This is a genomic window from Streptomyces sp. NPDC055013 (assembly GCF_053608645.1).
The window spans coordinates 34,066-47,589 of sequence record NZ_JBSGVW010000029.1 but is presented as its reverse complement, the minus strand read 5'-3'; the positions used below and the strand labels follow the sequence as shown (position 1 = coordinate 47,589).

The window sequence follows — 13,524 nt, the reverse complement described above, 5'->3', positions numbered from 1 at the left end:
AGCTGATCACTTCGTACAACGGCGGAGGTCGCGGAGGCCTCGCTTCCGGGTCACAGCGGGTGCCGCATCCACACATTGGGCTCGACATACACCGCGCAGTCCCGCTCCGGCTCGCAGCGCACCGGCACCAGCGCGCCCGGCACCTCGATGTCGCCCGCCGTGTCGAAGGGCAGTCCGGTCCAGTGGCGCCACTGCTCCAGGGAGCCGGCGACGGTCATGGAGGCCGGGGCGATGGAGTCGATGGTGGCGCCGGCGCGGGCATGGACGCGCAGCCACGGGTCGTGCGGCAGGCCGTCGGGGCGCACACGGTGGGCGTACTCCTCGATGGGGGTGTGCGGTTCGAGGTGCTTGGCGCTGGGGCGGACCGGGGCGACGACCTCGCCGAAGCCGTGGGCCCGGGCGTTGTCGCGCATCGCGGAGAGCATCCGGGCGGACAGGCCACTGCCCTGGGCGTGCGGGGCGACGACGACGGAGATGGCGCTGACCGTGTCGGGGCGGACGCCGGCGCGCAGGTCGGCGAAGGCCCACATGAGCACCTCGTCCCAGCCTCGGGCGGGCAGCCGGCCTCGGTCCTCGGCGGCGAGGGCGAACGGCACGCTGAAGGCGTGGGCGACGACCTCGCCGCGCTCGTCCTCGGCGAACAGCGCGTACTCGGGGAGTTCGCGCGGGATCCGGCCGTAGTGGGCGTTGCCCACCGGGTCCTGGGTCGTGAACCGGTGCCAGGAGTCCGGCATTTCCATGACCCGGTCGAGCATCTCGGGGCGTTCGGCGAGGCTCGATGTCTTCAGCTCCATGCCGGTCACCGTAGGCCTGGGCCGGAGGCACCGGGAAGCCGTTTTCGGGGCGTGGACCAGGATGTCAGCCGGCGCACTGGCTGAGCATCATCTCCTTGTCGGCGGCCGTCACCGGAAGTTCGTACTTCAGCGAGACCTGGGCGAAACGCACCGCGTACGAGCAGCGGATCCGCTTGTTCGGGGGCAGCCAGGACGCGGGGCCGGAGTCGCCCTTGGAACTGTTGGTCGGGCCGTCGACCGGCATGAGGTTGAGGGGGTCGTTGGCGATGTCCTGGCGCTTGCCCTTGGGCCAACGGGCGGCGCCCATCTGCCAGTCGTACGAGAGCGGCATGACATGGTCGATCTGTACGGTCGTGGCGCGGGACTTGGCCCACTCGATCGTCCGGCCCGTGTACGGGTCGTGCAGGGTCATGGACGCCACGACACAGTCGGAGCCGGAACGGAACCGGACCTCCTCACCGTCGCGCTTGAGCAGGTCGTTGCGGGTGTCGCAACCGTTGCGGGAGAACGGGATGCCGCCCGGGGCCGAGTCCATCCAGGCGTAGCCGAACTCGTCGCGGTCGTAGCCCGTCCTCGGGCCGCGGCCCTTGGTCGCCACCTTCTCGATCAGGGCCCGCGCCTCGGCCCGGTCGGCGCCGGAAGTGAGGGGCGCGAGGCCGGCTTTCGTGCCGTCCGGGTTGTCCAGTGGGCTCACTGCCCGGCCGGTGCCCGCGGCGGGGGCGGAGCCGGAGGGCTCCTCGTCCACGCGCAGGTCGACGTTCTCGCACCCCGCCAGTACCAGCACCATGCCGAGCACCGCGACGGCGCCGGCCGCCCCGCCCCTTCGGCCCCTTCGACCCTTTCGACGCATCACGATGCGTCCCCTCCCCTGCCGCCCTTGCCGCCCCGCACAGGCGGCTTTCCCCGGTACACCGTCGTGCACACGGTAGCGACCCGGCGCACGGCGGCATTCGAGAGGTCCAGACCACCTCAGGGCCAGGCAGGCATACTTCACAACTCGGGCGTATCGTCGGTGGTGAGTCACCTCGGGAAGGAGCTCTGCATGGGCATCTTCGACAAGTTCAAGAACCGTCACGCGCAGGACAAGGCCAGGGACATGTCCGACACCGCGGAACGGAAGGCGAACGAGAAGACGGGCAACAAGTACGAGAGCCAGGTCGACGACGCGCAGCAACGGATGGAGCGCGGAATGGGCATGGATCGCGACCGGCCGCCCGAGCAGCCGTAGGGCCCAAGGCCCACGGAGGACCACGCGACCGTAAGGCAGGGCGCCGACGCCGCGGCACACCTCAACGCACCCGCCGGCGCCCGCGCCACTGGCTTTCAGCGCACCACCTCAGACCCGGAAGCCGTCCACGGGACCCGACTCCCGCGGGCGGCTTCACGCTTGCCGGGTTGCCTCCAGGCCCCCGCCCCCCGGCTCCCGCTCCCCAACGGGCCTCTCCGCAACTCCTCAGACCTTCCCGATCCCCAACGTGGTCTCCGACGGCAGCAGGCCGGAGGACAGCACAGCCACCCAGAACTCCCCCAGCAGCTCCACGAGGCGGTCGATCTCGTCCCGAGCAAGTGACTGCCAAGGCCCGGCGGCGAGTTGGTCGGTGTGCTCCTCGACGGTGCGGCGGAGTTCTCGGCCCGCCTCCGTGGCCGTACCGTCGATGTCGATCAGGCCCCGGGCGATAAGGCGTTCTTGGGCTGACGTCCATTGCGCCGGGGTCCAGCCGCGGCTCTCGAAGCGCTCAACCGACGCGGCACCTATCGCGGCGAAGGACACCAGGGACTCGACCGGGTCGAGGCCGGCCACCATCAGGGCCGCTATGTGGCCGTCGCCTCGGTGCTCGCGCAGGATTGTGGCCGCGTGCCAGAGCTGGAGGTGCGGGGCCCGCGGCCACTCCAGGACGGCATTGGCCGCGGCGAGCGGGCGGCCCGCGATGTCCGCCGCCTCGGCAGCGCGGCGGGCGAGGGCTGCGGCTTCCGCCAGCTCGGGGCTGTCCGTCCGGTCGCCGAGTATCGCGCGGTAGGCCCGGTCGATCCCCCGGACCCGCGCCTGAAGCAGAGCCTCGGCGCTCGCGATCTTCCACGCGGGGTCGATGTGTTCGACGACCATGCGAGGGCTGAAGCTGTAGAACGCGGACGCGACCCGTTCGGCACCGATCGCCCCCAACGGCGCGGCACGGTAAGGGAAGTAGCTCGGCCAGCGTTCCTCGGTGTCGTAACCCAGCGCCGCGGCCTCCTCGAAGACTGCCGGCGCGTAGTACAGCACCGCGTGAAGAGGCTCCAGCAGGTGCCAGAGCTGACGTACGCGGTCCAGTCCCAGCTGCCCCTCGTGCTTGACCATGACGCAATCCCCAGTTCGAAGTTCCGGATCCCCAACCCTTTGCAACTTGACACTGACAAGATTGCCCGACGCGCCGAAACTTGTCAATGCCTAGATTGTGCGTACGCTGCTGCCCATGCCCCCCGCACCGCAGCCACCCCCTTCCCGGCAGCCGCCCCCTTCCCAGCAGCCGCCGCCCCGCGGCGCTCGCAGCCCCCGCCGCCCCTACCACCACGGCGACCTGCGCCGCGCCATCCTCACCGCCGCGCTGGATGCCATCGCCGCCGACGGCCCCTCCGCACTGAGCCTGCGCGACCTCGCCCGGCGCGCCGGTGTCTCGCACGCCGCACCGGCCCACCACTTCAAGGACCGCACCGGGCTGCTCACGGCGATCGCCGCAGAGGGATTCGGCCTGCTCGCGGACACGCTCAACGAGGCCGTGGAACTGAAGGACGCAGGAGTGCGCTACGTCCGCTTCGCACGCGAGCACCCTGCGCACTTCCAGGTGATGTTCACACCCGAGCTCCTGCGCACCGACGATCTGGAACTGACGACGGCGCGCACCCTGGCCGGCGACGCGCTGCGCGGCGCCGTCTCCGCCGTACGGCCCGAGAGCCTCGGCATCGACGCCCGCCTGGCCGGCGTCGCCGCCTGGTCCCTGGCGCACGGCTTCGCCACGCTGCTCCTCGGTCACAACCTGGACGGCCCGGTCGGCGACAAGGACCCCGAGGAGGTGTTCCGGACACTGGCGGCGATGCTGTTCCGGACCGGGCCCTGAGACATGGCTTGACCTCAAGTCAACTTGAGGTCACAGGGTGTCCGCATGACCACCGAAACCGCAGACGACAACTCCGTGCAGCCCGCGGGCAGCGAGGCCGCCCGGACCACCGGGACCGAGTCCGTCCGGACCGTCGAGATCAAGGCCGTCGAAGAGGCGGACCTCAAGGCCATCGCACAGGTCGTCGCCACCGTCGAGCGCACCCAGCGTGCCAAGGACGCCGAGGGCTTCCTCGCGCTCTTCCACCCCGACGCCCTGTGGACGACCGCCCACGGCAAGGTCCTCATCGGCTTCGACGCCATCGCCGAGTTCACCCGTGCCGTGCTGCCCGCCGCCACCTGGGACGGCGAGGTCACCTACGAGGTGGCGCACGCGCAGTTCCTGCGGCCCGACGTGGCGGCCGTCAAGGTCCGGCAGGTGTACCACTCACCGAGCGGCGACACGGAAGGTGCCCCGCTGTACGTCATGACCAGGCAGGACGACGGACGGTGGGTGCTGCACGCCTGCCAGAACACCGAGGTGCGGGCCGCCTAGGACCCGCCCGCGCCCGCCGCCGACCGCCCGTTCACGGCCCCGGGATCGCCCGCTCACGATCCCGGCACCGCCCCGCTCACGACCCCAGAATCGACGCCAGGAACTCCCCGACCCACCCCAGCAACTCCCGCCCGACCAGCGGCTTCCCGCCCACCTTCGCGGTCTTCGGACGCGGGACCAGCAACTGGTGCACCGCCGGCTTGATGACGGTGCCGGGGTACAGGCGCTTGACCCTGAGTTCCTGGGACTCGCGCAGCTCCACGGGGGCGAAGCGGATGTTGGTGCCCTGCAGGACGATCTCGCCGACGCCGCACGCGCGGGCCAGCATGCGCAGGCCCGCCACGAGGAGGAGGTTCTCGACGGGCTCGGGCAACTTGCCGTAGCGGTCGACGAGTTCCTCGCGTACGGACTTGACGTCCTCCTCCGTGTTGGCGGAGGCGATGGCGCGGTAGGCCTGCAGGCGGAGGCGTTCGCCGGGTGCGTAGTCGTGGGGGACGTGGGCGTCGACGGGGAGCTCGATCTTGACCTCGAGCGGGGGCTCCTCCTCGACGCCGCCTTCCAGGGACGCCCGGTAGTCCGCGACGGCCTCGCCGACCATGCGGACGTACAGGTCGAAGCCGACTCCGGCGATGTGCCCGGACTGCTCGCCGCCGAGGAGGTTGCCCGCGCCTCGGATCTCCAGGTCCTTCATCGCCACGTACATGCCCGCGCCCATCTCCGTGTGCTGGGCGATGGTGGCGAGGCGCTCGTGGGCGGTCTCGGTCAGCGGCTTCTCCGGCGGGTACAGGAAGTACGCGTACCCGCGCTCGCGCCCACGGCCGACGCGGCCGCGCAGCTGGTGCAGCTGGGAGAGGCCGAAGTTGTCGCCGCGCTCCACGATCAGGGTGTTGGCGTTGGAGATGTCGATGCCGGACTCGACGATCGTCGTCGAGACGAGCACGTCGAACTTCTTCTCCCAGAAGTCGACGACGACCTGCTCCAGCGACTGCTCCGACATCTGGCCGTGCGCCGTCGCGATGCGCGCCTCCGGGACGATCTCGCGCAGGCGCGCGGCCGCCCGGTCGATCGACTCGACCCGGTTGTGGATGTAGAAGACCTGGCCCTCGCGCAGCAGTTCACGGCGGATCGCGGCGCCGATCTGCTTCTCCTCGTACGGGCCGACGAAGGTCAGAACCGGGTGCCGTTCCTCGGGCGGGGTCGTGATGGTCGACATCTCCCGGATGCCGGTGACCGCCATCTCCAGGGTTCTCGGGATCGGGGTCGCGGACATCGTCAGGACGTCGACGTTCGCGCGCAGCTTCTTCAGCTGCTCCTTGTGCTCGACGCCGAAGCGCTGCTCCTCGTCGACGATGACCAGGCCCAGGTCCTTGAACTTGGTCTCCGACGAGAACAGCCGGTGCGTGCCGATCACGATGTCCACAGCGCCCTCGCGCAGGCCCTCCAGGACCGCCTTCGCCTCGGTGTCGGTCTGGAAGCGGGACAGAGCCCGGGTGTTCACCGGGAACTGGGAGTAGCGCTCGGAGAACGTCCCGAAGTGCTGCTGCACCAGCAGGGTCGTGGGCACCAGTACGGCCACCTGCTTGCCGTCCTGGACCGCCTTGAAGGCGGCGCGGACCGCGATCTCCGTCTTGCCGTAGCCGACGTCGCCGCAGATCAGGCGGTCCATCGGGACCGACTTCTCCATGTCCTCCTTGACCTCGGCGATGGTCGTCAGCTGGTCGGGAGTCTCGGCGTACGGGAAGGCGTCCTCCAGCTCGCGCTGCCAGGGGGTGTCCGAGCCGAAGGCGTGCCCGGGGGCCGCCATCCGCGCGCTGTACAGCTTGATCAGGTCGGCCGCGATCTCCTTGACGGCCTTCTTGGCCCGCGCCTTGGTCTTCGTCCAGTCGGCGCCGCCCAGGCGGTGCAGGGTGGGGGCCTCGCCACCGACGTACTTGGTGATCTGCTCAAGCTGGTCGGTGGGGATGTAGAGCCGGTCGCCGGGCTGGCCGCGCTTGGCGGGGGCGTACTCCACGACAAGGTACTCGCGCGTGGCGCCCTGCACGGTCCGCTGCACCATTTCGATGTAGCGGCCGACGCCGTGTTGCTCGTGGACGATGTAGTCGCCCGCCTCCAGGGTGAGCGGGTCGATCGTCTTGCGGCGGCGGGCGGGCATGCGGGCGCCGTCCTTGCCTGCCGCCTTCTGCCCGGACAGGTCGGTCTCGGTCAGGACGGCAAGCCGCAGCGCCGGATCCACGAAGCCGTAGTCGATCGAGCCGCAGGCGACATGGACGACCGACGGGGAGATCTCCCCGAGGTCGGACTCCAGGCGGGCCGCCACGCCCTCGCTGCCGAGCACCTCGACCGTGCGGGCCGCGGGGCCGTGCGCCTCGGTCACGAAGACCGTGCGCCAGCCGTCGGCGAGCCAGCCCTTGGTGTCGGCGAGGGCCTTCGCGGTGTCGCCGCGGTACGACTCGGGCGCGTGCATGCCCAGCTTGAGGGTGTCCGCGTCGAGCGTCTCGTCGGCGGCGAACGGCGACACCGACCACCACATCATCTCCAGCTCGCGCGCCCGGTCCCGGACGTCCGCGATGGACCACAGGGAGGCCGCGCCGACGTCGATGGGCGCCTCGCCGCCGCCGGCCGTGGCGGCCCAGGAGGCCTGCAGGAACTCCTGCGAGGTCGCCACGAGATCGGCGGCCCGCGTGCGCACCCGCTCCGGGTCGCATACGGCGGCCATGGCGCCCTTGGGCAGCACGTCGAGCAGCAGCTCCATGTCGTCGACGAGGACGGGGGCGAGGGACTCCATGCCCTCGACCGCGATGCCCTCGGCGATCTTGCCGAGCAGTTCGCCGAGCTCCGGGTGCTGTTCGGCGAGGGCACGCGCGCGTGCGCGTACGTCGTCGGTGAGGAGGAGCTCGCGGCAGGGCGGGGCCCACAGGCCGTGCTCGGCCACTTCGAGGGAGCGCTGGTCGGCGACCTTGAAGTAGCGGATCTCCTCGATGTCGTCGCCCCAGAACTCGATGCGCAGGGGGTGTTCCTCGGTGGGCGGGAAGACATCCAGGATGCCGCCTCGTACGGCAAACTCACCGCGCTTCTCGACGAGCTCCACGCGCGCGTACGCGGCGGCCGCGAGGGCGTCCACGACGGCGTTCAGGTCGGCGGTCCGGCCGGTTCTCAGAGCCACCGGTTCCAGATCGCCGAGGCCCTTGACCTGCGGCTGGAGCACGGAGCGTACGGGCGCCACGACCACGGAGACCGGGCCCGTCTCGGGGTCGTCGGTGCTGGGGTGGGCGAGGCGGCGCAGGACCGCGAGGCGACGGCCGACGGTGTCGCTGCGAGGGCTGAGGCGCTCGTGCGGGAGGGTCTCCCAGGACGGGTACTCCACGACGCCCTCCGGGGGGAGGAGGGAGCGCAGGGCTGCCGCGAGGTCCTCGGCCTCCCGGCCCGTCGCCGTCACCGCGAGGACCGGGCGGTCCGTCTCACGGGCGAGGGCGGCGATCGCGAACGGACGGGCCGCCGGGGGGCCGACGAGGTCGACGTGCATGCGGTTGCCGTCTGCGGCCGCCGTGATCGCTTCCGCGAGGGCGGTGTCCTTGACTACGGCGTCGAGCAGACCGTGCAGGCTCATGGAGGGGGGCTTTCCGTCCTGGGTGGGCAACACGAAGGGCCCGACACGTGTTGCGGGCCGGGGGGCTTCCAGCGTACGTCGCTGCGCGGGCGGGTGCCGGGGCTGTGGATAACGTCCGTTCTCGGGTCACCGGCGTTGACGTGACGTCGCGAAGGGGCTCCGCCCCTTCGACCCCGCCGGGGCTGCCGCCCCGGACCCCGCATCGGCCCTGAACGGGCCTCGTCCTCGAACGCCGGACGGGCTGGATTTGCCCGGACCGGCGCCTCACACGTCCGACCAGCCGGAGTGCCCGGATCGACACCTGGAAGTGACCGAGTCGCACAGGCAGGCGAAAACTCGAACGCGCGTACCGCGTAAGGTCCCCCCATGCCCACCCCCGCCACCTCCCCGACCCGGGACACGTCCTCGGACCCCCACATACCGGCACCCGCCGCGCCCGAGCCGGAGCACGTGCAGCCCGGTCCCTGGCGGCGTGATCCCTGGGTGCTCGCCGCCGTGCTGTTCGTCGGGTATGCGGTCGTCTCGGTCGGTCGTTACCGGCATCTCGGGCAGCGGTCGTGGGATCTGGGGATATTCGAGCAGGTCATCCGGTCGTACGCGCATCTTCAGGCACCGATCGCCGATCTGAAGGGGCCGGGGTTCAACATCCTGGGGGATCACTTCAGCCCGGTGACCGTGCTGCTGGCGCCGGTGTACCGGGTCTTCCCCTCGTCGGTGACGCTGCTCGTCGCGCAGGCGGCGCTGTTCGCGCTGTCCGCCGTGCCCGTCACGCGCGCCGCGGCCCGGCTGCTCGGGCGGCGGCGGGGGCTCGCGATCGGTATCGCGTACGGGCTGTCGTGGGGGCTTCAGCAGGCCGTCGACTTCGACTTCCACGAGATCTGCTTCGCCGTCCCGCTCATCGCCTTCAGCCTCGAGGCGCTTCTCGGGCAGCGTTGGCGCGCCGCTCTGCTGTGGGCCGTTCCGCTCGTCCTCGTGAAGGAGGACCTGGGGTTCACCGTCACCGCCCTCGCCCTGGTCGTCGCCTGGCGGGCCCGCCACCTCTCGCCGCGCGCGTTCCGGTACGCGCTCGGCGTCGCCGTGTTCGGCGTGGTGGCCGTCGCTCTCACCCTGCTCCTGGTCATACCGAGCTTCAACTCCGCCGGCACCTACGACTACTGGAACAAGGTGAGCGAGTCCGGCGGCGGCGGACCCCTCGACGGCCTCGACACCAAGCTCCGCACGCTGTGCTGGCTGCTCATCCCCACCACCGGGCTGCTCGCGCTGCGGTCCCCGATCCTGCTCATAGCCCTGCCCACCGTCGGCTGGCGTTTCGTCTCCTCCTACTCGCAGTACTGGGGCACCGACTGGCACTACAGCGCCGTCCTCATGCCCGTCGTCACCCTCGCGCTCGTCGACGCCCTCGGCACCGCCCGGCACAGCCCGCGCGCGTGGCTGCGGTCGTACGGCCGGCACCTGCCGGCCGCCGTCGCCGCGGCCTCGGTCGCACTGACGACCTCGCTGCCGCTGTCCGCGCTGGCCGAGGGGGAGATCTATCGCAAGCCCGCGCGCGTGAGTGCCATCGAGCGACTGCTGGGCACGGTTCCGGACGGCGCGTCCGTCGAGGCGAACATCGCCCCGATCAGCCGGCTCACCTCGCGCTGCCGCGTCTTCTGGGTCACCAACACGCGCGGCGTCGAGCCGGACTTCATCGCCCTCGACAACTCCCGCAAGCGCTACCGCGATGTCGAGGCCTACGCCCGCACCCTGCACCCCGATGCGCGGTACACGATCAAGGGCACCGCCTACGGGGTCGTACTCCTGGAACGCCGGACGGGATAGCGGACTCAGCGGCAGGGGGCGCCCCGCACACGTCCGGGCCCGGTCCGAAGGTGTCGCCCTCGGACCGGGCCCGTCCCCCGCAACCCCCGTGTGCGGTGGCTATTCGGTCGCGATCGCGTTGAGTACGTTCATCCGGCCCGCCCGGAACGCCGGCACCAGGGCCGCGAACAGACCCACGAAGGCCGAGCCGATGAAGACCCCGATGATCGTCGGCCACGGGATCTCCAGGACGTTCAGACCCTCCAGAGCCAGCAGCTTCTGGGCCGTCGCGCCCCAGCCCATGCCGAGCCCGAGACCCAGCAGGGCGCCGAACAGGGCGATCACCACGGACTCCATGCGGATCATGCGGCGCAGCTGGCGGCGGGAGAGGCCGATGGCACGCATCAGGCCGATCTCGCGGGTGCGTTCCACCACCGACAGGGCCAGGGTGTTCACCACGCCCAGGACCGCGACGATGATCGCCAGGGCGAGCAGGCCGTAGACCATGTTCAGGAGCTGGCCGACCTGGTCCTTCAGCTCCTCCTTGTAGTCGGTCTGGTCGCGGACCTGGTACTGCGGATAGCCGTCGAGCGACTTCTTCAGTGCCGCGTACGCCGCCTCCTCCTGGCCCTCCTTCGCCTTGCCGAACATGATCACGTTCTGCGGGGTCCGGTCGGCGGGAAGGTACTTCGACAGGGTCTCGATGCTCATGTAGCGAGCGCCCTGGTCGATGGAGGTGTCGTCGTCCGTGATGGCCGCGACCTTCAGCTTCGCCGTCTCGCCGCCCTTGAAGGCGACGGTGATGGTGTCACCGACCCGCACGCCGTGCTTCTTCGCGTAGTCGGAGCCGACCGACATGGCGTCCTTGCCGTACGCGGCGGAGAGGGTGCCCGCCGTGGTGGTGCGGCGCAGGTCCTCGGCGTAGGTCGGGTCGGCGGCCGTGAGCCCGCTGTCGTCGGTCTTGCCGTCCGGCGAGGTCAGGGTGGCGTCGATGTCCTTGTAGCGGGTCACGTGGGCGAGACCCGGCGTCTGCTGCATCGCCTTCTCGGCCTGCGGCACGATCCGCTGCTGCTGGGCCATGACGATGAAGTCCGCGCCCACCGACTTGTCCAGCTCGCTCGTCGCCGAGGCGACCATCGAGGAGCCGACCACCGACAGACAGGCGACCAGCGCGAGGCCGATCATCAGGGCGGCGCCCGTGGCACCGGTACGGCGCGGGTTGCGCAGGGCGTTGCGCTCGGCCAAGCGGCCGACGGGGCCGAAGGCACGCAGCAGCACCGCGCTGATCACGCGGACCACGGCGCCCGCGAGGAGCGGGCCGATGACCACGAAGCCGATCAGGGACAGCACCACGCCGCCGCCCAGCATCAGCGCGCCGTCGCTCGCCTTGTCGGCGGTGGCGGCCGCGAAGAGGGCGAAGGCACCCGCGCCCGTCAGGACCAGACCGATCAGCCCGCGGATCCAGCCCGCCTTGCCGTCGGCCGGCGTACCGGCGTCACGCAGGGCGGCCATCGGGGAAACCTTGCCGGCGCGGCGGGCCGGCAGGTAGGCGGCCAACACCGTCACCACGACGCCGAGGATCAGACCGACCACCGGGGTCGTGGCCTTGACCGTGAGGTCGTCGGTGGAGAGGTTCATGCCGGCCATCGACATGAGCTTCATCAGGCCGATCGCGATGCCGACACCGGCGCCCACGCCGAGGAGGGAGCCGATGAAGCCGAGCAGCAGCGCCTCCACCAGCACCGACCGGTTGACCTGCCGGCGCGAGGAGCCGATCGCCCGCATCAGGCCGATCTCACGGGTGCGCTGGGCGACCAGCATCGAGAAGGTGTTGATGATCAGGAAGATGCCGACCAGGAACGCGATCCCGGCGAAGCCGAGCATGGCGTACTTGATGACGTCCATGAACGCGCCGACGTCCTTGCGGTTCTCGTCGGAGTTCTCCTTGGCCGTCTGAATCTTGTACGTGCCGTCCAGGGACTGTGCGACGTTCTGCTTGAGCTGCGCGTCGCTCACGCCGTCCGCCGCGGTGACGGAGACCTGCGTGAAGCGGCCGGTGGCGCCGAGCAGGGTGCGCTGGGCGGTCTCGGTGTCGAAGTAGACGACGGCCGCGCCCGGGTTGGTGACCTTCCAGGAGGCGACGCCGACGATCCGCGCGCGGACGTCGCCCGTTGCGGCTATGGTGCGCAACTCGTCGCCCAGCTTGAGGTCGTGCTTGTCGGCGGTGTCCGCGTCGACCATCACCTCGGTGGGCCCGCGCGGGGCGTGCCCGGAGGTGATCTCCATGGACCTCTTGTCGTTCTCGGTCCAGTTGCCGGCGAAGGTGGGCGCGCCGGTGGAGGAACCCATGTTGTCGTTCTCGGAGTTGACGACGGTCACGCTCGTCGAGGCGACCGCACCCTCCGCCTTCCTGACGCCGTCGACGGCCGCGACCTGCTCGACGGCCGAGGCGGGCAGCGAGACGGGCTTGCCCGTGCCGCCGCCGCTGTCCTCGTCCTCGGCGTCCTTGGGACTGACGGTGACGTCGGAGGAGGTGACGGCGAAGAGCTTGTCGAAGGTCGTGTTCATCGTGTCGGTGAACACGAGCGTGCCGCAGACGAAGGCGACCGACAGGAGCACCGCCACGGCCGAGAGGGCCATGCGTCCCTTGTGCGCGAAGAAGTTGCGCATCGAGGTCTTCAGGACGGTCATGACGTACGTCCCCGGGCGTCGAAGTCCTTCATGCGGTCCAGGACGGCCTCGGCGGTCGGCTTGTACATTTCGTCGACGATGCGCCCGTCGGCGAGGTACAGCACCCGGTCCGCGTACGAGGCGGCGACGGGGTCGTGCGTGACCATCACGATGGTCTGCCCGAGCTCGTCGACGGACCGCCGCAGGAAGCCGAGGACTTCGGCGCCCGCACGCGAGTCGAGGTTTCCGGTCGGCTCGTCACCGAAGATGATCTCCGGCCGCGCGGCGAGCGCACGGGCGACGGCGACACGCTGCTGCTGACCGCCGGAGAGCTGGGTGGGCCGGTGCTTGAGCCGGTCGGAGAGCCCCACGGTGTCGACGACACGTCCCAGCCAGGCCCGGTCGGGCTTGCGGCCGGCGATGTCCATGGGCAGCGTGATGTTCTCGATGGCGTTGAGCGTCGGCAGCAGGTTGAACGCCTGGAAGATGAAGCCGATCCGGTCCCGGCGCAGCTGCGTGAGCTTCTTGTCCTTGAGCCCGGTGATCTCGGTCTCGTCGAGGTAGATCTGGCCGCCGGTGACGGTGTCGAGCCCGGCGAGGCAGTGCATCAGGGTGGACTTGCCGGACCCGGAGGGGCCCATGATCGCGGTGAACTGGCCCCGCGCGATGTCCACGTCGACGTGGTCGAGAGCGACGACCCGGGTCTCCCCCGACCCGTACGCCTTGACGACCTGCCGCGCCCGCGCGGCAACGGCCGTACGCCCTCCAGTACCCCCGTGCCTGGGAATGGTCACAGCCGATGTCACGGTATATCTCCTATGTCTTGCGACGGTCGGTCACTGCTACGACCGTCAGTCTCGTGGCGGGAGAGGGGCCGGCGCGCTGGTGCCCAGCCCCCTCTTGTGCGGGGGAAAACCCCACCCCCGCCGGTTCGGTGAGCCGCCCCCCAGCGGCGTAAAGCCAGGTTAAGGACGGACACCGGGGCGTCTCGTCCTCCGCCGGTACGAACCCTCCCCGACCCCTGGTACGG

10 protein-coding genes are annotated in these 13,524 nt (G+C 70.7%); 4 read left to right on the top strand and 6 right to left on the bottom strand.

Translation table 11 applies throughout. The features are described 5' to 3' along the window. Positions 1–50: 50 nt before the first annotated feature. Positions 51–794: an N-acetyltransferase gene (locus ACWGDB_RS29855; RefSeq protein WP_453825272.1), complete on the bottom strand. Its 744-nt coding sequence runs from the start codon at positions 792–794 to the stop codon at positions 51–53. Between the two features lie 64 nt (positions 795–858). Then, positions 859–1,581, bottom strand: coding sequence for an HNH endonuclease family protein (locus tag ACWGDB_RS29850; RefSeq protein WP_453825271.1), 723 nt, complete (start codon positions 1,579–1,581; stop codon positions 859–861). A 255-nt stretch (positions 1,582–1,836) separates the two neighbouring features. On the opposite strand from ACWGDB_RS29850, the gene ACWGDB_RS29845 reads away from it, so the two are divergent. Then, positions 1,837–2,022: an Rv0909 family putative TA system antitoxin gene (locus ACWGDB_RS29845; RefSeq protein WP_383613525.1), complete on the top strand. Its 186-nt coding sequence runs from the start codon at positions 1,837–1,839 to the stop codon at positions 2,020–2,022. 225 nt (positions 2,023–2,247) lie between these two features. Here ACWGDB_RS29845 and ACWGDB_RS29840 read toward each other — a convergent pair whose 3' ends face one another. Continuing rightward, entirely contained in the window at positions 2,248–3,129 is an 882-nt protein-coding gene (locus ACWGDB_RS29840) for an SCO6745 family protein (protein ID WP_453825270.1), read from the bottom strand. A 115-nt stretch (positions 3,130–3,244) separates the two neighbouring features. Here ACWGDB_RS29840 and ACWGDB_RS29835 point away from each other — a divergent pair, with 115 nt between their 5' ends. Next, positions 3,245–3,886: a TetR/AcrR family transcriptional regulator gene (locus tag ACWGDB_RS29835; protein WP_453825269.1), complete on the top strand. Its 642-nt coding sequence runs from the start codon at positions 3,245–3,247 to the stop codon at positions 3,884–3,886. 45 nt (positions 3,887–3,931) lie between these two features. Beyond that, positions 3,932–4,420: an SgcJ/EcaC family oxidoreductase gene (locus tag ACWGDB_RS29830; RefSeq protein WP_453825268.1), complete on the top strand. Its 489-nt coding sequence runs from the start codon at positions 3,932–3,934 to the stop codon at positions 4,418–4,420. A gap of 76 nt (positions 4,421–4,496) precedes the next feature. Here the strand turns inward: ACWGDB_RS29830 and mfd are convergent, their stop codons facing one another. After that, a complete protein-coding gene (mfd, locus tag ACWGDB_RS29825; RefSeq protein WP_453825267.1) occupies positions 4,497–8,027 on the bottom strand; it encodes a transcription-repair coupling factor in 3,531 nt (1,176 codons plus the stop codon). 366 nt (positions 8,028–8,393) lie between these two features. Here mfd and ACWGDB_RS29820 point away from each other — a divergent pair, with 366 nt between their 5' ends. After that, on the top strand, positions 8,394–9,845 hold the full coding sequence (locus ACWGDB_RS29820) for a DUF2079 domain-containing protein (RefSeq protein ID WP_453825266.1): 1,452 nt from the start codon (positions 8,394–8,396) through the stop codon (positions 9,843–9,845). A gap of 99 nt (positions 9,846–9,944) precedes the next feature. Here the strand turns inward: ACWGDB_RS29820 and ACWGDB_RS29815 are convergent, their stop codons facing one another. Beyond that, a complete protein-coding gene (locus tag ACWGDB_RS29815) occupies positions 9,945–12,515 on the bottom strand; it encodes an ABC transporter permease (RefSeq protein WP_453825265.1) in 2,571 nt (856 codons plus the stop codon). After that, positions 12,512–13,300: an ABC transporter ATP-binding protein gene (locus ACWGDB_RS29810; RefSeq protein WP_453825264.1), complete on the bottom strand. Its 789-nt coding sequence runs from the start codon at positions 13,298–13,300 to the stop codon at positions 12,512–12,514. The genes ACWGDB_RS29815 and ACWGDB_RS29810 overlap by 4 nt, the downstream gene beginning before the upstream one ends. Between the last annotated feature and the right edge of the window lie 224 nt (positions 13,301–13,524).